Genomic DNA, 18,403 nt, shown 5'->3' with positions numbered 1-18,403 from the left:
TCCCGCCGCCGCAGGCTGTTCGGAACCCTACTTTCCGGGGCACTTCATGCAAAATCGAATCGGCGCACAAAAGGGTTTATCCCTGAGCGATCCACGTGTGCGCGCGTGGCTGTTCCAGATTCTCACGATAGTCTTCGTGGTCGGTCTGGGCTGGTATCTGTTCCACAACACGCAAACCAACCTGCAACACCGGGGTATCACCTCGGGCTTCGACTTTCTCGACCGCAGTGCCGGCTTCGGCATCGCCCAGCACCTGATCCCCTACGTGGAATCAGACAGCTATGCGCGGGTGTTCGTCATCGGCCTGCTCAACACCTTGCTGGTGACGTTCATCGGCGTGGTGCTGGCGACCATCCTTGGCTTCATCATCGGTGTGGCGCGGTTGTCGCCGAACTGGATGATCAACAAGCTGGCGACCGTGTATGTGGAAACCTTCCGCAACATCCCGCCGTTGTTGCAGATCCTGTTCTGGTACTTCGCCGTGTTCCTGACCCTGCCGGGACCGCGGGGCAGCATCACTATCGACGACACCTTCTTCATCAGCAACCGTGGCCTGAACATGCCCGGCGCGTCCATGGCCGAAGGCTTCTGGCCGTTCGTCGTGGCCCTGGTCCTGGCGCTGCTGGCCATCGTGGTGATGGTGCGTTATGCCAACAAGCGCTTCGACGAGACGGGCGAGCCATTCCACAAGTTCTGGGTGGGGCTGGCGCTGTTCATCGCCATCCCAGGCGTTTGCGCACTGCTGTTCGGCAGCCCGGTGCACTGGGAAGTGCCGCAATTGAAAGGATTCAACTTCGTCGGTGGCTGGGTACTGATCCCCGAGCTGCTGGCGCTGACCCTGGCGTTGACCATCTACACTGCTGCGTTCATCGCCGAGATCGTGCGCTCCGGTATCCGTTCGGTCAGCCATGGCCAGACCGAGGCCGCGCGCTCGCTGGGCCTGCGCGAGGGGCCGACCCTGCGCAAGGTGATCATCCCCCAGGCACTGCGGGTGATCATTCCGCCGCTGACCAGCCAGTACCTGAACCTGGCGAAGAACTCGTCGCTGGCGGCCGGTATCGGCTACCCGGAGATGGTCTCGCTGTTCGCCGGTACCGTGCTCAACCAGACCGGCCAGGCCATCGAGGTGATCGCCATCACCATGAGTGTCTATCTCGCCATCAGCATCAGCATTTCGCTGCTGATGAACTGGTACAACAAGCGCATTGCGCTGATCGAGCGGTGAGGATACGCCAGTGAATGCCCATGTTTTCAAACCCGACATGCCGCCACCGGTGAAAACCGTCGGCGTGCTCGCATGGATGCGTGCCAATCTGTTCTCCAGCTGGCTCAATACGCTGCTGACCCTGTTTGCCATCTACCTGGTTTGGCTGATCGTGCCGCCGCTGCTGCAGTGGGCGTTGCTTGATGCCAACTGGGTCGGCACCACCCGCGCCGACTGCACCAAGGAGGGCGCCTGCTGGGTGTTCGTGCAGCAGCGTTTCGGCCAGTTCATGTACGGCTACTACCCGGCCGAGTTGCGCTGGCGCGTGGACCTGACCGTGTGGCTTGCCGTGCTTGGCGCCGCCCCGCTGTTCATCAAACGCTTCCCACGCAAGGCCTTCTACGGCCTTGGCTTCCTGGTGGTGTACCCGCTGCTGGCCTACACCCTGCTGCACGGGGGCGTGCTGGGCCTGGAAAGCGTACCTACCAGCCAGTGGGGCGGGCTGATGCTGACCCTGGTGATTGCCACCGTGGGCATTGTCGGCGCATTGCCGCTGGGAATCCTGCTGGCCCTGGGGCGGCGCTCGAAAATGCCTGCGGTGAAGGTGGTGTGCGTGACCTTCATCGAGTTCTGGCGCGGCGTGCCGCTGATCACCGTGCTGTTCATGTCATCGGTGATGCTGCCGTTGTTCCTGCCTGAGGGCATGAGCTTCGACAAGCTGCTGCGGGCGATGATCGGCGTGATCCTGTTCCAGTCGGCGTATATCGCCGAGGTGGTGCGTGGCGGCCTCCAGGCCATCCCCAAGGGCCAGTACGAAGCTGCCGCGGCCATGGGCCTTGGCTACTGGCGGGCGATGGGCCTGGTGATTCTGCCGCAGGCGCTCAAGCTGGTGATCCCAGGCATCGTCAACACCTTCATTGCCCTGTTCAAGGACACCAGCCTGGTGATCATCATCGGGCTGTTCGACCTGCTGAACAGCGTCAAGCAAGCTGCTGCCGACCCGGCCTGGCTGGGCATGGCTACCGAGGGCTACGTGTTCGCCGCCCTGGTGTTCTGGATTTTCTGTTTCGGTATGTCCCGCTACTCCATGCATCTGGAGCGCAAGCTGGACACTGGCCACAAGCGTTAGGAGTTTCGAAATGAGTGAAGCGATCAAGCAGCCTGCCGGCCCCGAAGGCATCATCCAGATGCAGGGCGTGAACAAGTGGTACGGCCAGTTTCATGTGCTCAAGGACATCAACCTGAACGTGCGTCAGGGCGAGCGCATCGTGCTGTGCGGGCCGTCCGGCTCTGGCAAGTCCACCACCATCCGTTGCCTCAACCGCCTTGAAGAGCACCAGCAGGGGCGCATCGTGGTCGATGGTGTGGAGCTGACCAACGACCTCAAGCAGATCGAGGCCATCCGCCGCGAAGTGGGCATGGTGTTCCAGCACTTCAACCTGTTCCCGCACCTGAGCATCCTGGAGAACTGCACCCTGGCGCCGATGTGGGTGCGCAAGATGCCGCGGCGCAAGGCCGAGGAAATCGCCATGCACTACCTGGAGCGGGTGCGTATTCCGGAGCAGGCGCACAAGTACCCGGGGCAGTTGTCCGGTGGCCAGCAGCAGCGTGTGGCGATTGCCCGCGCGTTGTGCATGAAACCGAAGATCATGCTGTTCGATGAACCGACCTCGGCGCTGGACCCGGAGATGGTCAAGGAAGTGCTCGATACCATGGTGGGCCTGGCCGAGGATGGCATGACCATGCTCTGCGTGACCCACGAGATGGGCTTTGCCCGGACCGTGGCGAACCGGGTGATCTTCATGGACAAGGGCGAGATCGTCGAGCAGGCAGCGCCGGATGACTTCTTCGACCGGCCACGCAGTGACCGGACCAAGTTGTTCCTGAGCCAGATCCTGCATTGATGTAGCCGGGGGCCGCTTTGCGGCCCATTCGCAGCACAAGGCTGCTCCTACAAGGGAAATGCGATCTCCTGTAGGAGCAGCCTTGTGCTGCGAATGGGCTGCGAAGCAGCCCCCCAGAGACCAGATCGCAGCCTTACTTCTCTTCCTTGGCGACTGCCGGCGCCGGTGGCGGCCGCAGGCCCACCTCGGCGATCAGCTTCAACTGCTGCCCATTGCGCATCACCTCGATGGTGATCTTCTCGTTGGGCTTGATCCGCGCCACCTGGTTCATCGACTTGCGCCCATCACCGGCCGGCTCGCCGTTGATGCTCAGGATCACGTCACCCAGCTGCAGCCCGGCCTTTGCCGCCGGCCCTTCGCGGAAGATGCCCGCCACCACGATGCCCGGGCGGTCCTTCATGCCGAACGATTCGGCCAGTTCCTGGCTCAGTGGCTGTACTTCGATGCCCAGCCAGCCACGGATCACCTGGCCGTGCTCGATGATCGACTTCATCACCTCCAGTGCCAGTTTCACCGGGATGGCGAAGCCGATACCTTGCGAACCGCCGGACTTGGAGAAGATCGCCGTGTTGATGCCGATCAGGTTGCCGTTGGCATCCACAAGCGCACCGCCGGAGTTACCCGGGTTGATCGCCGCGTCGGTCTGGATGAAATCTTCGTAGTTGTTCAGGCCCAGCTGGTTGCGGCCAGTGGCGCTGATAATACCCATGGTCACGGTCTGGCCGACCCCGAACGGGTTGCCGATGGCCAGCGACACGTCGCCGATGTGAATGTTGTCGGAGCGGCCGATGGTGATCGCCGGCAGGCTCTTCAGGTCGATTTTCAGCACCGCCAGGTCGGTTTCCGGGTCGCTGCCGATGACCCGGGCCAATGTCTCGCGGCCATCCTTCAGGGCCACGACGATCTGGTCGGCGCCGCTGGTGACGTGGTTATTGGTCAGCAGGTAACCCTCGGGGCTCATGATCACCGCCGAGCCCAGGCTCGACTCCCAGCGGCGCTGCTTGGGCAGGTTGTCGCCGAAGAAACGGCGGAACTGCGGGTCCTCGAACAGCGGGTGGGCGCTCTTGTTCACCACCTTGGTGGTGTACAGGTTGACCACCGCCGGGGCGGCCAGGGTTACCGCGTCGGCATAGGATACCGGGCCCTGCATGATCCGCGTGGTCTGCGGTGCCTGTTGCAGGTTGACGTCCTGGCTGGGCAGGCCGACCCACTCCGGGAAGCGCTGGATGATCAGCATGGCGATCAGTACGCCGGTAAGCAGGGGCCAGCCAAAATAACGCAAAGCCTTGAACATGAATGAATCCTGGAAAGAGCCGGGGATGGTGACCGTGCGGTGGGCATGAGCGCGCGCGATCATACACCGGTTCCCCCAGTGCCGGCGACGGCCCATAATGGCCGGCATTATACGGGCGTTGCATGGGCGTTGTGCCCGAGAAAAACGCAGATTTCGAGGAGATTTTCATGGCCGTCGCTCTGAACACCCTGGTCGAGGAAGCCGAGCGTTACCTGGGCAGCGCGAAGATCCAGGATTATTGCCCCAACGGCCTGCAGGTCGAAGGCCGGCCGCAGGTCAGCCGCATCGTCAGCGGCGTTACCGCCAGCCAGGCGTTGCTGGATGCGGCAGTCGAAGCCGAGGCCGACCTGGTGCTGGTGCACCATGGCTACTTCTGGAAGGGAGAGAACCCCTGCGTCACCGGCATCCGGCAGCGCCGGCTGAAGACCCTGTTGAACAACGACATCAGCCTGCTCGCGTTCCACCTGCCGTTGGACGTGCACCCGGACGTGGGCAACAACGTGCAGCTGGCGCGACAGCTGGACATCACCGTCGAAGGGCCGCTGGACCCGGAGAACCCCAAGGTGGTCGGCCTGGTCGGCTCGCTGGCCGAGCCGATGACCGCGCTCGATTTCGCCCGGCGGGTGCGGGAGGTGCTGGGGCGTGAGCCTCTGCTGGTCGAAGGTGAGCAGATGATCCGACGGGTCGGCTGGTGCACCGGAGGCGGGCAGGGCTACATCGACACGGCGATCGCGGCCGGGGTGGACCTGTACCTGACCGGCGAGGCGTCGGAGCAGACCTACCATAGTGCCCGCGAGAATGGCGTCAGCTTCATTGCCGCCGGGCACCATGCCACCGAGCGGTATGGGGTGCAGGCGCTGGGTGATTACCTGGCGCGGCGCTTTGCCGTGGAGCACCTGTTCATCGATTGCCCGAACCCGATCTGACATCGGCGTCGCCTTCTTCGCGGGTAAACCCGCTCCCACAGGGACAGTGTTGATCCCAGGCCTGCGGGATCCCTGTGGGAGCGGGTTTACCCGCGAATAGGCCAGGCCTGCTGGCCCAAACCCGCAGTCATATCGTTAGACTTTTTCGATCTAGCCAGCCTCCTAAATAGAAGCAGCCGCTGTGATAAAGTGGCTCGCTCGAACACGGCCCGCAGGCCGTCCATAAGATCGTTTTTCGTGAGTAGCCATGGTCGACAAACTGACGCACTTGAAACAGCTGGAGGCGGAGAGCATCCACATCATCCGCGAGGTGGCCGCCGAGTTCGACAACCCGGTGATGCTGTACTCGATCGGCAAGGATTCCGCCGTGATGCTGCACCTGGCGCGCAAGGCCTTTTTCCCAGGCAAGTTGCCGTTCCCGGTGATGCACGTCGACACGCAGTGGAAATTCCAGGAGATGTACAGCTTCCGCGACAAGATGGTCGAGGAAATGGGCCTGGAGCTGATCACCCACGTCAACCCCGAGGGTGTGGCGCAGGGCATCAACCCGTTCACCCATGGCAGCTCCAAGCACACCGACATCATGAAGACCCAGGGCCTGAAGCAGGCGCTGGACAAGCATGGTTTCGATGCCGCCTTCGGTGGTGCGCGCCGCGACGAAGAGAAGTCGCGGGCCAAGGAGCGCGTTTACTCGTTCCGTGACAGCAAGCACCGCTGGGACCCGAAGAACCAGCGCCCGGAACTGTGGAACGTGTACAACGGCAAGGTCAACAAGGGCGAGTCGATCCGCGTCTTCCCGCTGTCGAACTGGACCGAGCTGGACATCTGGCAGTACATCTACCTCGAAGGCATCCCGATCGTGCCGCTGTACTTCGCCGCCGAGCGCGAAGTCATCGAGAAGAACGGCACCCTGATCATGATCGACGACGAGCGCATCCTCGAACATCTCACCGATGAAGAGAAAGCGCGCATCGTCAAGAAAAAGGTGCGTTTCCGTACCCTTGGCTGCTACCCGTTGACGGGTGCTGTCGAGTCGGAAGCCGAGACGCTCACCGACATCATTCAGGAAATGCTCCTGACGCGCACTTCCGAGCGCCAGGGCCGAGTCATCGACCACGATGGCGCCGGTTCCATGGAAGACAAGAAACGTCAGGGCTACTTCTAATTTTCAGGGTTACTCCATGTCGCACCAATCCGATTTGATCAGCGAAGACATCCTCGCTTATCTGGCTCAGCACGAGCGCAAAGAACTGCTGCGTTTTCTCACCTGCGGCAACGTGGATGACGGCAAGAGCACCCTGATCGGGCGCTTGCTGCATGACTCGAAGATGATCTACGAGGACCACCTCGAGGCCATCACTCGCGATTCGAAAAAGGTCGGCACCACCGGCGAGGAAGTCGACCTGGCGCTGCTGGTCGACGGTCTGCAGGCCGAGCGCGAGCAGGGCATCACCATCGATGTCGCCTACCGCTATTTCTCCACCGCCAAGCGCAAGTTCATCATTGCCGACACCCCGGGCCACGAGCAGTACACCCGCAACATGGCCACCGGCGCGTCCACCTGCGACCTGGCGATCATTCTGGTCGATGCCCGCTACGGCGTGCAGACCCAGACCCGCCGCCACAGCTACATTGCCTCGCTGCTGGGCATCAAGCACATCGTCGTCGCGGTCAACAAGATGGACCTCAAAGGCTTCGACCAGGGCGTGTTCGAGTCGATCAAGGCCGACTACCTGAAGTTCGCCGAAGCCATCAACCTGGTGCCGAGCAGCCTGCACTTCGTGCCGATGTCGGCGCTCAAGGGCGACAACGTGGTCAACCACAGCGAGCGTTCGCCGTGGTACGCCGGCCCGACGTTGATGGAAATCCTCGAAACCGTCGAAGTGTCGGCCGACCGCAACTTCACCGACCTGCGCTTCCCGGTGCAGTACGTCAACCGCCCGAACCTGAACTTCCGCGGTTTCGCGGGCACCATCGCCAGCGGCGTGGTGCACAAGGGCGATGAAATCGTCGTGCTGCCGTCGGGCAAGAGCAGCCGCGTCAAGTCCATCGTCACCTACGAAGGCGAGCTGGAAAACGCAGGCCCTGGCCAGGCCGTGACCCTGACCATGGAAGACGAGATCGACATCTCCCGTGGCGACCTGCTGGTGCATGCCGACAACGTCCCGCCGGTCACCGACCAGTTCGACGCCATGCTGGTGTGGATGGCCGAGGAGCCGATGCTCCCGGGCAAGAAATACGACATCAAGCGCGCCACCAGCTACGTGCCGGGCTCGATTGCCAGCATCACCCACAAGGTCGATGTGAACACCCTGGAGCAGGGCGCTGCCAGCGCGCTGCAACTGAACGAGATCGGCCGCGTCAAGGTGTCCCTGGACGCCTCGATTGCCCTGGACGGTTACGAAAGCAACCGCACCACCGGTGCGTTCATCGTCATCGACCGGCTGACCAACGGCACGGTCGGCGCCGGCATGATCATCGCCCCGCCAGTCCTGCCGCACGGCAGCACCGGCCATCATGGCAAGCTGTGCCATGTGGCCACCGAAGAGCGCGCCCTACGCTTCGGCCAGCAGCCTGCCACCGTGCTGTTCAGTGGCCTGTCCGGCGCTGGCAAGAGCACCCTGGCCTATGCCGTGGAGCGCAAGCTGTTCGACATGGGCCGTGCAGTGTACGTGCTCGACGGCCAGAACCTGCGCCATGACCTGAACAAGGGCTTGCCGCAGGACCGCGCAGGCCGCACCGAGAACTGGCGCCGCGCTGCCCATGTGGCGCGCCAGTTCAACGAAGCCGGTCTGCTGACTCTGGCCGCGTTCGTGGCCCCTGATGCAGAAGGCCGGGAACAGGCCAAGGCATTGATCGGCAAGGAGCGCCTGGTGACCGTTTACGTCCAGGCCTCGCCGCTGGCCTGCCGTGAGCGTGACCCGCAAGGCTTGTACGCTGCTGGGGGCGACAACATCCCGGGCGAAAGCTTCCCGTACGATGTGCCGCTGGATGCCGACCTGGTGATCGACACCCAGTCCACCAGTGTGGAAGAGGGCGTGAAGCAGGTGCTGGACGTGTTGCGTCAGCGTGGCGCGATCTAAGCGCTAGCCTGCAAGGAAAACCCCGCCTCGGCGGGGTTTTTTATTGAGCATCTTGCCATGCGTGTAGACCCTGATAGATGGCGTACCTTGTACGGTTTGACCGCTCTCTGCGCTTCATCCTACAAGCTGCGCCGCCTTTTCCTGCTGTGCCGGGCGAAAAAACCGACTTTTGGGTAGGAGGCCCTCCGTTCACTCTGGGTGCTCTAACAACTAAGGAGGCCTAGCGGTGAAATTTCCTCAATATTTTGCGGCATGTACGCTGGTATTGGCTGCTGGATTATCGGGTACGGCACACGCCGATCTTGGGGCCAAATGTTGCCCATTCAGCGATGTTCGGTTGAAGACCGATATCACCGAACTGTTGGGCTCCACCGATACCCTGCTGAAGATTCATGGGGTGCGGATGAAGTGGAAAGAGTCCGGCAGGGATGACCTTGCTGTGCTCGCCCAGGAGGTGCAGAAGGTGTACCCGGAGTTGGTGCATGAAAAAGACGGGTTGCTGACCGTCGATTACGAAAAGCTGGTCGTGCCTTTGATCGAGTCTGTTCGTGAATTGGATCGCCGCATCACGGCTTTGGAAAATTCTGCTGTCTCGCGCTAGTGGAGGAAAAACGACTGTGCGGCTAGCACCAGGGCTTGCCCCAGCTCGTTGAAGCCCTGCCATGGCGGGGCTAAATATGCTTTTCGGACACGGGTATCACCCGCCGTTCCTTCACTGCCTTGTAGGAAAAACTCGAGTAAATCTCCTTAACCCCCGGCAACCGTTGCAGCACTTCCCGGGTGAACTCGCCAAACGACTCCAAATCCCGCGCCAGGATCTCAAGCAAGAAGTCGTAGCGCCCGGAGATGTTGTGGCAGGCGACAATCTCGGGAATTTCCATCAGCCGCTGTTCGAATGCCAGTGCCATGTCCTTGGTGTGCGAGTCCATCATGATGCTGACGAACGCGGTGACGCCAAACCCCAGTGACTTGGGCGAGAGGATGGCCTGGTAGCCGGTGATGTAGCCGTTTTCCTCCAGCAACTTGACCCGCCGCCAGCATGGCGAGGTGGTCAACGCTACCTGGTCGGCAAGTTCGGCAACGGTGAGGCGGGCGTTGTCCTGCAGGGCAGCGAGCAGGGCGCGGTCGGTGCGGTCGAGGCGTGAAGGCATGTTTTGCCCTCCTGGTCCGGTAATTATTGTTTTTGTTCCAACAAGCACGCGTATGCGTGGGCCATTTTGGAAAAAATCGGGCAGCTCGGTGGCATAAGCTTATAGCAAACCACAAGAGGCTGTTGCCATGCGCGACTCCCATAACAACACCGGTTTTTCCACGCGGGCCATTCACCATGGCTACGATCCGGTTTCCCACGGTGGCGCCCTGGTGCCGCCGGTGTACCAGACCGCTACTTATGCCTTCCCCACAGTCGAATACGGTGCTGCTTGCTTCGCTGGGGAGGAGCCGGGGCATTTCTACAGCCGCATTTCCAACCCTACCTTGGCCCTGCTGGAGCAGCGCATGGCCTCGCTGGAGGGTGGCGAGGCAGGGCTGGCATTGGCGTCGGGCATGGGGGCCATCACCTCGACGATCTGGACCCTGTTGCGCCCTGGCGATGAGCTGATCGTCGGGCGCACATTGTACGGCTGCACTTTTGCTTTCCTGCACCATGGCATTGGCGAATTCGGGGTGAAGATCCGCCATGTCGACCTGAACGATGCCAAGGCCCTGAAAGCGGCGATCAACAGCAAGACGCGGATGATCTACTTCGAAACGCCGGCCAACCCCAACATGCAGCTGGTGGATATCGCCGCGGTGGCCGAGGCCGTACGCGGGCATGATGTGCATGTGGTGGTCGACAACACCTACTGCACGCCCTACCTGCAGCGGCCGCTGGAGCTGGGGGCGGACCTGGTGGTGCATTCGGCGACCAAGTACCTCAGTGGCCACGGTGATATCACTGCCGGGCTGGTGGTGGGGCGCAAGGCGCTGGTCGACCGCATTCGCCTGGAAGGGCTGAAGGACATGACCGGGGCGGTGCTGTCACCCCACGATGCGGCGCTGCTGATGCGCGGTATCAAGACCTTGGCCCTGCGCATGGACCGCCATTGCGCAAATGCCCAGCAGGTGGCCGAAGTTTTGGCGCGGCAGCCGCAGGTGGAGCTGATTCACTACCCGGGTTTGCCGTCGTTTGCACAGTACGAGCTGGCGCAGCGGCAGATGCGTTTGCCGGGCGGGATGATCGCCTTCGAGTTAAAGGGGGGTATCGAGGCCGGGCGCAGGTTCATGAATGCCTTGCAACTGTTTGCGCGGGCGGTGAGCCTGGGCGATGCCGAGTCGCTGGCGCAGCATCCGGCGAGCATGACGCACTCAAGCTATACCGCGAAGGAGCGGGACCATCACGGGATATCGGAGGGGCTGGTGCGCCTGTCGGTGGGGCTGGAAGATGTGGAGGACCTGCTGGCGGATGTCGAGCAGGCATTGCAGGCCTGCAGCTAGGTTGCCTGGGCCGACCTCTTCGCGGGTAAACCCGCTCCTACAGGTCAGGCGCAGTATTTGAAACCTGCGCCGCCCCTGTGGGAGCGGGTTCACCCGCGAAGAGGCCAGTGAATCCAGCCCATGAAAAAGGCCTCTTGCGAGGCCTTTGTCATTTTCTGCAGATCAGCGCTTGAGCCCGTAGCTCTCGTCGAGCATGCCCGGCGAGTTCGGTGCTTTCGGCGCGTAGTCACGCGGCACTTCGGCATCCTTCGGCGGGGTCAAACGGTCGCGTGGGCCTTGCGCTGCCTCGGAGTGCAGGGCTGCCAGCAAGCGTTGGCGAGTGACGTCGTCCAGAGCCAGGCTGTTGGCGCCTTCGGCCAGGTGGTCCTGCACGTCCTGATAGCTTTGGGTCAGTTTCTTGACCAGCACGGCAGTGCTGTTGAAATGAGTAACCACTTCGTTCTGATAGCTGTCGAAGCGCTTCTGGATATCATCCAGTTGACGCTGGGTACTGCTCGGCGCGGCATTGGGCAGCAGGCGAGCGACGACGAACCCAACCACCACGCCGATGACCAGGGCCAGGGTCGGCAACAACCAAACAAGGAGCGAGAGTTCCACGAGTCCTTCCTCTATAAACGGCTTTGCTTTACGTTAACGGCTCAGACCTGCGCTGTATACCGCGAGCGATCGCAAATCAGAACAGAATTCCTCATCTAGACGAATCGACCCCTTCCGAGGTCACGGAGTAGTGCCTTGCTTGTCCGCGAAACCCCCTTGTTCATCGATGGCCCCAGCGGCCAGCTGGAAGCCTTGTACCTGGACGTGGCCAATGCACGTGGCGCGGTGCTGATCTGCCACCCCAACCCGGTCCAGGGTGGCACCATGCTCAACAAGGTGGTCTCGACCCTGCAACGCACCGCCCGCGACGCCGGCTACGTGACCTTGCGGTTCAACTACCGTGGCGTCGGGCAGAGCGCCGGCACCCATGACATGGGCGCTGGCGAGGTGGCCGATGCCGAGGCCGCTGCGGCCTGGCTGCGCGAGAAGCATCTGGGCCTGCCGCTGGTGCTGATGGGCTTCTCGTTCGGTGGTTTTGTCGCCACCAGCCTGGCCGGCCGCCTCGAGGCCACTGGAGTAGAGCTGCAGCAGCTGTTCATGATCGCCCCTGCGGTCATGCGCCTGACGGCGGATTTCCCGCTGCCGCAGCGCTGCCCGATCACCGTGGTGCAGCCTGACGCCGACGAAGTCGTCGCGCCGCAGCTGGTTTACGAATGGTCCGACAGCCTGTCGCGCCCCCATGAGCTGCTGAAAGTGGCAGAATGCGGACACTTCTTCCATGGCAAGCTGACCGATCTGAAGGATCTGCTGCTGCCGCGCCTTTCGAACTGAGCCAAGCCTGAATAAGCGAACACCCATGACCACGCGCATTCTCACCGGTATCACCACCACCGGCACTCCGCACCTGGGCAACTACGCCGGCGCCATCCGCCCGGCAATCCGTGCCAGCCAGCAGCCCGGTGTCGACTCGTTCTACTTCCTGGCCGACTACCACGCCCTGATCAAGTGCGACGACCCGCTGCGTATCCAGCGTTCGCGTCTGGAAATTGCCGCCACCTGGCTGGCCGGCGGTCTCGATCCGGACAAGGTGACCTTCTACCGCCAGTCCGATATCCCGGAAATCCCCGAGCTGACCTGGCTGCTGACCTGCGTCAGTGCCAAAGGCCTGCTCAACCGCGCGCACGCCTACAAGGCCTCGGTGGACAAGAATCTGGAAAACGGCGAAGACCCGGATGCCGGCGTGACCATGGGCCTGTACAGCTACCCGGTGCTGATGGCTGCGGACATCCTGATGTTCAACGCCAACAAGGTGCCGGTCGGTCGTGACCAGATCCAGCACGTGGAAATGGCCCGCGACATCGGTCAGCGCTTCAACCACCTGTTCGGCCAGGGCAAGGACTTCTTCGCCCTGCCGGAAGCGGTGATCGAGGAGAGCGTGGCGACCCTGCCGGGCCTGGACGGGCGCAAGATGTCCAAGAGCTACGACAACACCATCCCGCTATTCACCAGCGCCAAGGAGATGAAAGACGCCATCTCGCGCATCGTCACCGACTCGCGTGCGCCTGGCGAGGCGAAAGACCCGGACAACGCTCACCTGTTCACCCTGTTCCAGGCCTTCTCGACGCCGGCGCAGTGCGCCGAGTTCCGTGAAGAGCTGCTGCAGGGCCTGGGCTGGGGCGAGGCCAAGCAGCGTCTGTTCCAGCTGCTGGACGGCCAGCTGGCCGAGAAGCGCGAGTACTACCACCAGCTGATCGCCCGTCCGGCGGACCTGGAAGACATCCTGCTGGCCGGCGCTGCCAAGGCTCGCAAGATCGCCACGCCATTCCTCGAGCAGCTGCGCGAGGCCGTTGGCCTGCGTTCGTTCCGTAGCAGCGTGCAGGCCAGCACCGAAGTGAAGAAGAAGGCCGCCAAGAGTGCGCGTTTCGTCAGCTTCCGCGATGAAGACGGCAGCTTCCGCTTCCGCCTGCTTGCCGCTGATGGCGAGCAACTGCTGCTGTCGCGCAGCTTCGCCGACGGCAAGAGCGCCGGCGCCGTGAGCAAGCAGCTGCAGCAAGGTGGCGAGGCGGATGTACGCGTCGAAGGCCTGGGTTTCGGTCTGTGGCTGAACGGTGAACAGGTTGCCGAGGGGCCGCAGTTCGACAGCGCCGAAGCCCGTGATGCGGCTATCGAAAGCCTGCGTGCAGCGCTTGCGCCACAACCGGACTGAGGCATTTCGCCTGTAGGAGCGGGTTTACCCGCGAACACCGGCAAAGCCGGTGCCATCCTGCACTTAGTTGGTCTGGATGAGGCATATTGACGCAAGTCTGATTGCCATTAAGCGGGCCTGTCGCTACAGTGACGGCCCGTTTTTTGTTGCCTCGCTAACGAATCATGACGCCCCTAGAACGATATCAAGCAGATCTGAAACGTCCCGACTTCTTCCATGACGCGGCGCAGGAAACTGCGGTGCGTCACCTGCAGCGCCTGTACGATGACCTGGTACACGCGCAGAACAACAAGCCGGGCGTGTTCGGCAAGCTGTTCGGCAAAAAGGAGCAGACCCCGGTCAAGGGCCTGTACTTCTGGGGTGGGGTAGGGCGCGGCAAGACCTACCTGGTCGATACCTTCTTCGAGGCGCTGCCGTTCAAGCAGAAGATGCGCACGCACTTCCACCGCTTCATGAAGCGTGTGCACGAGGAAATGAAAACCCTCAAGGGCGAGAAGAACCCGCTGACCATCATTGCCAAGCGCTTCAGCGAAGAAGCCAAGGTCATCTGTTTCGACGAATTCTTCGTGTCGGACATTACCGACGCGATGATTCTCGGCACCCTGATGGAAGAGTTGTTCAAGAACGGCGTATCGCTGGTGGCTACCTCGAACATCGTGCCGGACGGCCTGTACAAGGACGGCCTGCAGCGCGCGCGTTTCCTGCCGGCCATCGCCATGATCAAGCAGTACACCGAGGTGGTGAACGTCGACAGCGGGGTCGACTACCGCCTGCGTCACCTGGAGCAGGCCGAGCTTTACCATTACCCGCTCGATGAAGCGGCTCACCAGAGCCTGCGCGCAAGCTTCAAAGCACTGACCCCCGAGTGCACCCAGGCGGTCCAGAACGACGTGCTGATGATCGAGAATCGCCCGATCAATGCCCTGCTTACCTGTGACGACGTGGCCTGGTTCGACTTCCGCGCCCTGTGCGACGGCCCCCGCAGCCAGAACGACTACATCGAACTGGGCAAGATCTTCCATGCCGTGCTGTTGAGCAACGTGGAACAGATGGGGGTCACCACCGACGACATCGCCCGCCGCTTCATCAACATGGTGGACGAGTTCTACGACCGCAACGTCAAGCTGATCATCTCGGCCGAGGTGGAGCTGAAGGACCTGTATACCGGTGGGCGCTTGGCCTTCGAGTTCCAGCGCACCCTGAGCCGCTTGCTGGAGATGCAGTCGCACGAGTTCCTGGCGCGGGCGCACAAGCCTTGAAATTGCCGGGGCCGCTTTGCGGCCCTTTCGCGACACAAGGCCGCTCCTACAGGATTACGCGATTCCCTGTAGGAGCGGCCTTGTGTCGCGATGGGCTGCAGGGCAGCCCCATTGGCCTCAAGCCTCTTGCATGAACTGTTGCCGATACTGGTTCGGCGACAACTCGGTATGCTGGCGGAACAGCCGCGCAAAGAAACTGGCATCGTCATAGCCCACCTCATAACTGATGGTCTTGATGCTCTTGCGCGTGCTCGACAACAAGCCCTTGGCCGTCTCGATCCTCAACCGTTGCAGGTAGTGCAGCGGCTTGTCACCCGTAGCGCTCTGGAAACGCCGCATGAAATTGCGAATGCTCATGCCGTGGTTGCGAGCCACGTCCTCGAAGCGGAACTTGTCGGCGAAGTGCTCTTCCAGCCAGTGCTGTATCTGCAGGATGATCAGGTCCTGGTGCAGCTTCTGCCCGCCAAAGCCCATGCGTCCCGGGGTGTAGTTGCGCTGCACTTCGTAGAGGATGTCGCGGGACACGGCGCGGGCCACGTTGGCGCCGCAGAAGCGTTCGATCAGATAGATGTACAGGTCGCAGGCTGAAGTGGTCCCGCCGGCGCAATAGAGGTTGTCTGCATCGGTCAGGTGCTTGTCCTGGTTCAGCCGGATCTTCGGGAAGCGTTCGGCAAAGCTGTTGAAGAAGCGCCAGTAGGTGGTCGCTTCCTTGCCATCGAGCAGGCCGGACTCGGCCAGCCAGAATACGCCACTGGCCTCGGCGCACAGCACCGAGCCGCGGGCATGCTGTTCACGCAGCCACGGCAGTACCTGTGGATAACGTTGCAGCAGGTTGTCGAAGTCATCCCAGAAGGCCGGGAGGATGATCACGTCGGCGTCGTCAAGGCCGCCTTCGACCGGCAACTGCACATTGCTGAAGCTGTCCACGGGCTGGCCGTCCGGGCTCACCAGGCGAATCTCGAACATGGGCTGCAGGCCCAGGCCCAGTTGCTTGCTGTAGCGCAAGCTGGCGAGGTGGAAGAAATCCTTGGCCTGCATCAAGGTCGAAGCGAACACCTTGTCAATGGCCAGGATGCTGACGCGCCGCAGCGACGCGGAGGGTTGGGTAAACATCATTGTCATTGTTCTTATAGGGTAGAGTGGTCAATCACCGGCTGGATCGTCTTATTTTTTGGCGATTGTGTCTAGCCTGTGCAGCAGAGGGGCAGAGCCAACCGGTAGGAGCAGCCTTGTGCTGCGAAGAGGCCATTGCTGCCACAGGCAACCTTCAGCCATACAGGCCTCTTCGCAGCACAAGGCTGCTCCTACAGGTGTCCCACAGGCCTCGAAGTGCGCACAGGGTCCGGCTCAAGGCGCCGGGTTCGGTTGCTCCTGGTGAATCGCCTCGATCGCCGCCAGCAGTTCATCACTCAGGCTCAGCTCGAGGCTGGCAAGGTTGCTGTCCAGCTGTTCGAGGCTGGTCGCGCCAATGATATTGCTGGTCACGAACGGCTGCCGGGTAACGAACGCCAGGGCCATCTGCGCCGGGTCCAGGCCGTGCTCGCGGGCCAGCTGCACATAGCGGCTGCAGGCCGCCACGGTCTGTGGGTTGGAATAACGGGCAAAGCGGCTGAACAGGGTCAGGCGTGCGTTTTCCGGGCGTGCGCCGTTCTCGTATTTGCCGGAGAGCATGCCGAACGCCAGCGGCGAATAGGCCAGCAGGCCGCATTGCTCGCGGATGGCCACTTCCGCAAGGCCCACCTCGAAGCTGCGGTTGAGCAGGTTGTAAGGGTTCTGGATCGATACCGCTCGCGGCCAGGCGCGGCTTTCAGCCAGTTGCAGGAACTTCATGGTGCCCCACGGCGTTTCGTTGGACAGGCCGATGTGGCGGATCTTGCCCGCGCGTACCTGCTCGTCGAGCACTTCGAGGGTTTCTTCCAGCGGGGTGAAGTGGTCCTGTGGCAAATGCTGGTAGCCCAGCTTGCCAAAGAAGTTGGTGCTGCGCTCGGGCCAGTGCAGCTGGTACAGGTCGATGCGGTCGGTCTGCAGGCGCTTGAGACTCTCGTCCAGCGCCGCGACGATATGCTGGCGGTTGTGCTTGAGCTGGCCGTCGCGAATGTGGCTGATGCCGTTGCCGGGGCCGGCGACCTTGCTGGCCAGCACCCAGCCGTCGCGATCGCCATTGTCACGGAACCAGTTGCCTATGATGCGCTCGGTGGCGGCGTAGGTTTCGGGGCGGGGCGGCACCGGGTACATTTCGGCGGTGTCGATGAAGTTGACCCCGGCGGCCTTGGCCCGGGCAATCTGCTCGAAGGCCTCGGCCTGACTGTTCTGTTCGCCCCAGGTCATGGTTCCAAGGCACAGGGCGCTGACATTGAGGTCGGTACGGCCAAGCTGGCGGTATTCCATCGGATAGACACTCCTTGGCAAAGAAGCCCATCAAAGCAGGTTGAAATTTTTCGCGCAATCTGGATAATTCGGCACCTCTCCGTGTGGCGGAAGTGATGCACCACCACGCAGGAAGAACCCCGTCGAACATTGGCGTGCCTGACCCGAGCCCCCAAAAGCGTCAGCGTTCGGCTGCGCGCTTGCCCTTGGCAAGCTGTGCACTATCCAGTAAGATTCGCCGTCTATTTTTCGCTGGGCGGCCTCTGAGGCTTTAGAGAATGAAAACTTTTACTGCTAAACCGGAAACAGTAAAGCGCGAGTGGTTCGTAGTCGACGCCGCTGGCCAGACCCTGGGTCGTCTGGCTACCGAAATCGCTAGCCGTCTGCGTGGCAAACACAAGCCAGAATACACCCCTCACGTTGACACCGGCGACTACATCGTCGTTATCAACGCCGAGCAGGTTCGTGTGACTGGTGCCAAGTCTTCCGACAAGATGTACTACTCCCACTCCGGTTTCCCGGGCGGTATCAAGGAAATCAACTTCGAGAAGTTGATCGCCAAGGCCCCTGAGCGTGTTATCGAAACTGCGGTCAAAGGCATGCTGCCGAAGAACCCGCTGGGTCGCGACATGTACCGCAAGCTGAAAGTGTACGCGGGTGCTGCTCACCCACACACTGCTCAGCAGCCTCAAGAACTGAAGATCTAACGGGATAGTTCATTATGTCGGCGACTCAAAACTACGGCACTGGCCGTCGCAAGACCGCAACCGCTCGCGTATTCCTGCGTCCGGGTACTGGTAACATTTCCATCAACAACCGTTCTCTGGACGTGTTCTTCGGTCGCGAAACCGCTCGCATGGTTGTTCGTCAGCCGCTCGAGCTGACCGAAACCGTTGAGAAGTTCGACATCTACGTCACCGTTTCCGGTGGTGGTGTCAGCGGTCAAGCCGGTGCGATCCGTCACGGTATCACCCGCGCTCTGATGGAATACGACGAAACCCTGCGTGGCGCTCTGCGTCGTGCTGGCTACGTCACCCGCGACGCTCGTGAAGTCGAGCGTAAGAAAGTGGGTCTGCGTAAAGCGCGTAAGCGTCCTCAGTACTCCAAGCGTTAATACCGCTTCGGCAGTCGAAAAAAGCCCGGTTCTT

18 protein-coding genes are annotated in these 18,403 nt (G+C 61.8%); 13 read left to right on the top strand and 5 right to left on the bottom strand.

What is annotated here, in order from left to right; genetic code table 11:
* Positions 1–46 precede the first annotated feature (46 nt).
* The 3 genes from RR51_RS06770 to RR51_RS06760 are packed head-to-tail and all read left to right on the top strand — an operon-like array spanning position 47 to position 3,108.
* Complete coding sequence (locus RR51_RS06770; RefSeq protein ID WP_039613011.1) at positions 47–1,225, top strand: amino acid ABC transporter permease; 1,179 nt, start codon at positions 47–49, stop codon at positions 1,223–1,225.
* A 10-nt stretch (positions 1,226–1,235) separates the two neighbouring features.
* Positions 1,236–2,333 carry an amino acid ABC transporter permease gene (locus tag RR51_RS06765; RefSeq protein ID WP_039613010.1) on the top strand — a complete coding sequence of 366 codons (1,098 nt, stop codon included), beginning with the start codon at positions 1,236–1,238 and terminating at the stop codon, positions 2,331–2,333.
* Between the two features lie 10 nt (positions 2,334–2,343).
* Positions 2,344–3,108 (top strand): amino acid ABC transporter ATP-binding protein, encoded by a 765-nt coding sequence (locus tag RR51_RS06760; RefSeq protein ID WP_003251792.1) that lies wholly within the window; start codon positions 2,344–2,346, stop codon positions 3,106–3,108.
* A gap of 133 nt (positions 3,109–3,241) precedes the next feature.
* Here RR51_RS06760 and algW read toward each other — a convergent pair whose 3' ends face one another.
* Positions 3,242–4,402 (bottom strand): Do family serine endopeptidase AlgW, encoded by a 1,161-nt coding sequence (gene algW, locus RR51_RS06755; protein WP_015271734.1) that lies wholly within the window; start codon positions 4,400–4,402, stop codon positions 3,242–3,244.
* Positions 4,403–4,569: 167 nt separating this feature from the next.
* Between algW and RR51_RS06750 the strand changes: the two genes are divergently transcribed.
* The 4 genes from RR51_RS06750 to RR51_RS06735 all read left to right on the top strand — a co-directional run bounded on the left by RR51_RS06750 (position 4,570) and on the right by RR51_RS06735 (position 9,012).
* Positions 4,570–5,328, top strand: a complete 759-nt coding sequence (locus tag RR51_RS06750) for a Nif3-like dinuclear metal center hexameric protein (RefSeq protein ID WP_015271733.1) — start codon at positions 4,570–4,572, stop codon at positions 5,326–5,328.
* A 247-nt stretch (positions 5,329–5,575) separates the two neighbouring features.
* Entirely contained in the window at positions 5,576–6,493 is a 918-nt protein-coding gene (gene cysD / locus RR51_RS06745; protein WP_013974136.1) for a sulfate adenylyltransferase subunit CysD, read from the top strand.
* Positions 6,494–6,509: 16 nt separating this feature from the next.
* Entirely contained in the window at positions 6,510–8,411 is a 1,902-nt protein-coding gene (gene cysN / locus RR51_RS06740; RefSeq protein WP_039613009.1) for a sulfate adenylyltransferase subunit CysN, read from the top strand.
* A gap of 226 nt (positions 8,412–8,637) precedes the next feature.
* On the top strand, positions 8,638–9,012 hold the full coding sequence (locus tag RR51_RS06735) for a tail fiber domain-containing protein (protein ID WP_082044658.1): 375 nt from the start codon (positions 8,638–8,640) through the stop codon (positions 9,010–9,012).
* A 70-nt stretch (positions 9,013–9,082) separates the two neighbouring features.
* Here RR51_RS06735 and RR51_RS06730 read toward each other — a convergent pair whose 3' ends face one another.
* Complete coding sequence (locus RR51_RS06730) at positions 9,083–9,562, bottom strand: Lrp/AsnC family transcriptional regulator (protein ID WP_039613008.1); 480 nt, start codon at positions 9,560–9,562, stop codon at positions 9,083–9,085.
* 127 nt (positions 9,563–9,689) lie between these two features.
* Here RR51_RS06730 and RR51_RS06725 point away from each other — a divergent pair, with 127 nt between their 5' ends.
* Entirely contained in the window at positions 9,690–10,886 is a 1,197-nt protein-coding gene (locus RR51_RS06725) for a methionine gamma-lyase (protein WP_039613007.1), read from the top strand.
* 162 nt (positions 10,887–11,048) lie between these two features.
* On the opposite strand, the gene RR51_RS06720 is transcribed toward RR51_RS06725, so the two are convergent.
* Complete coding sequence (locus tag RR51_RS06720) at positions 11,049–11,483, bottom strand: YhcB family protein (protein ID WP_003257164.1); 435 nt, start codon at positions 11,481–11,483, stop codon at positions 11,049–11,051.
* A 135-nt stretch (positions 11,484–11,618) separates the two neighbouring features.
* On the opposite strand from RR51_RS06720, the gene RR51_RS06715 reads away from it, so the two are divergent.
* From RR51_RS06715 to zapE, 3 genes are all read left to right on the top strand, one after another.
* Entirely contained in the window at positions 11,619–12,254 is a 636-nt protein-coding gene (locus RR51_RS06715; protein WP_023662821.1) for an alpha/beta hydrolase, read from the top strand.
* A 25-nt stretch (positions 12,255–12,279) separates the two neighbouring features.
* Positions 12,280–13,629 (top strand): tryptophan--tRNA ligase, encoded by a 1,350-nt coding sequence (locus tag RR51_RS06710; protein WP_039613006.1) that lies wholly within the window; start codon positions 12,280–12,282, stop codon positions 13,627–13,629.
* Between the two features lie 164 nt (positions 13,630–13,793).
* Positions 13,794–14,888: a cell division protein ZapE gene (zapE, locus tag RR51_RS06705; RefSeq protein ID WP_013974130.1), complete on the top strand. Its 1,095-nt coding sequence runs from the start codon at positions 13,794–13,796 to the stop codon at positions 14,886–14,888.
* A 117-nt stretch (positions 14,889–15,005) separates the two neighbouring features.
* Here the strand turns inward: zapE and RR51_RS06700 are convergent, their stop codons facing one another.
* Together RR51_RS06700 and RR51_RS06695 are read right to left on the bottom strand one after the other, a co-directional pair.
* Positions 15,006–15,926, bottom strand: coding sequence for a GlxA family transcriptional regulator (locus tag RR51_RS06700; RefSeq protein WP_169774643.1), 921 nt, complete (start codon positions 15,924–15,926; stop codon positions 15,006–15,008).
* A gap of 309 nt (positions 15,927–16,235) precedes the next feature.
* Positions 16,236–17,276: an NADP(H)-dependent aldo-keto reductase gene (locus RR51_RS06695; RefSeq protein WP_039613005.1), complete on the bottom strand. Its 1,041-nt coding sequence runs from the start codon at positions 17,274–17,276 to the stop codon at positions 16,236–16,238.
* A 257-nt stretch (positions 17,277–17,533) separates the two neighbouring features.
* Here RR51_RS06695 and rplM point away from each other — a divergent pair, with 257 nt between their 5' ends.
* Together rplM and rpsI are read left to right on the top strand one after the other, a co-directional pair.
* Entirely contained in the window at positions 17,534–17,962 is a 429-nt protein-coding gene (gene rplM / locus RR51_RS06690; protein WP_003260798.1) for a 50S ribosomal protein L13, read from the top strand.
* Positions 17,963–17,976: 14 nt separating this feature from the next.
* Complete coding sequence (rpsI, locus tag RR51_RS06685) at positions 17,977–18,369, top strand: 30S ribosomal protein S9 (protein WP_003260797.1); 393 nt, start codon at positions 17,977–17,979, stop codon at positions 18,367–18,369.
* The last annotated feature ends 34 nt before the right edge of the window (positions 18,370–18,403 follow it).

Origin of the sequence: Pseudomonas sp. C5pp, from assembly GCF_000814065.1 — a bacterium.
In the GTDB taxonomy this organism is placed as follows: domain Bacteria; phylum Pseudomonadota; class Gammaproteobacteria; order Pseudomonadales; family Pseudomonadaceae; genus Aquipseudomonas; species Aquipseudomonas asiatica.
This window is presented reverse-complemented; position numbering and strand designations above follow the sequence as displayed.

Bases quoted from the DNA above. Each gene is read 5' to 3' on its own strand.
- rplM (WP_003260798.1), top strand. From the start codon at position 17,534: ATGAAAACTTTTACTGCTAAACCGGAAACAGTAAAGCGCGAGTGGTTC.
- RR51_RS06730 (WP_039613008.1), bottom strand. From the start codon at position 9,562: ATGCCTTCACGCCTCGACCGCACCGACCGCGCCCTGCTCGCTGCCCTG.
- RR51_RS06725 (WP_039613007.1), top strand. From the start codon at position 9,690: ATGCGCGACTCCCATAACAACACCGGTTTTTCCACGCGGGCCATTCAC.
- RR51_RS06695 (WP_039613005.1), bottom strand. From the start codon at position 17,276: ATGGAATACCGCCAGCTTGGCCGTACCGACCTCAATGTCAGCGCCCTG.
- RR51_RS06710 (WP_039613006.1), top strand. From the start codon at position 12,280: ATGACCACGCGCATTCTCACCGGTATCACCACCACCGGCACTCCGCAC.
- RR51_RS06700 (WP_169774643.1), bottom strand. From the start codon at position 15,926: ATGCAGGCCAAGGATTTCTTCCACCTCGCCAGCTTGCGCTACAGCAAG.
- cysD (WP_013974136.1), top strand. From the start codon at position 5,576: ATGGTCGACAAACTGACGCACTTGAAACAGCTGGAGGCGGAGAGCATC.
- RR51_RS06760 (WP_003251792.1), top strand. From the start codon at position 2,344: ATGAGTGAAGCGATCAAGCAGCCTGCCGGCCCCGAAGGCATCATCCAG.
- RR51_RS06770 (WP_039613011.1), top strand. From the start codon at position 47: ATGCAAAATCGAATCGGCGCACAAAAGGGTTTATCCCTGAGCGATCCA.
- RR51_RS06750 (WP_015271733.1), top strand. From the start codon at position 4,570: ATGGCCGTCGCTCTGAACACCCTGGTCGAGGAAGCCGAGCGTTACCTG.
- algW (WP_015271734.1), bottom strand. From the start codon at position 4,402: ATGTTCAAGGCTTTGCGTTATTTTGGCTGGCCCCTGCTTACCGGCGTA.
- zapE (WP_013974130.1), top strand. From the start codon at position 13,794: ATGACGCCCCTAGAACGATATCAAGCAGATCTGAAACGTCCCGACTTC.
- cysN (WP_039613009.1), top strand. From the start codon at position 6,510: ATGTCGCACCAATCCGATTTGATCAGCGAAGACATCCTCGCTTATCTG.
- rpsI (WP_003260797.1), top strand. From the start codon at position 17,977: ATGTCGGCGACTCAAAACTACGGCACTGGCCGTCGCAAGACCGCAACC.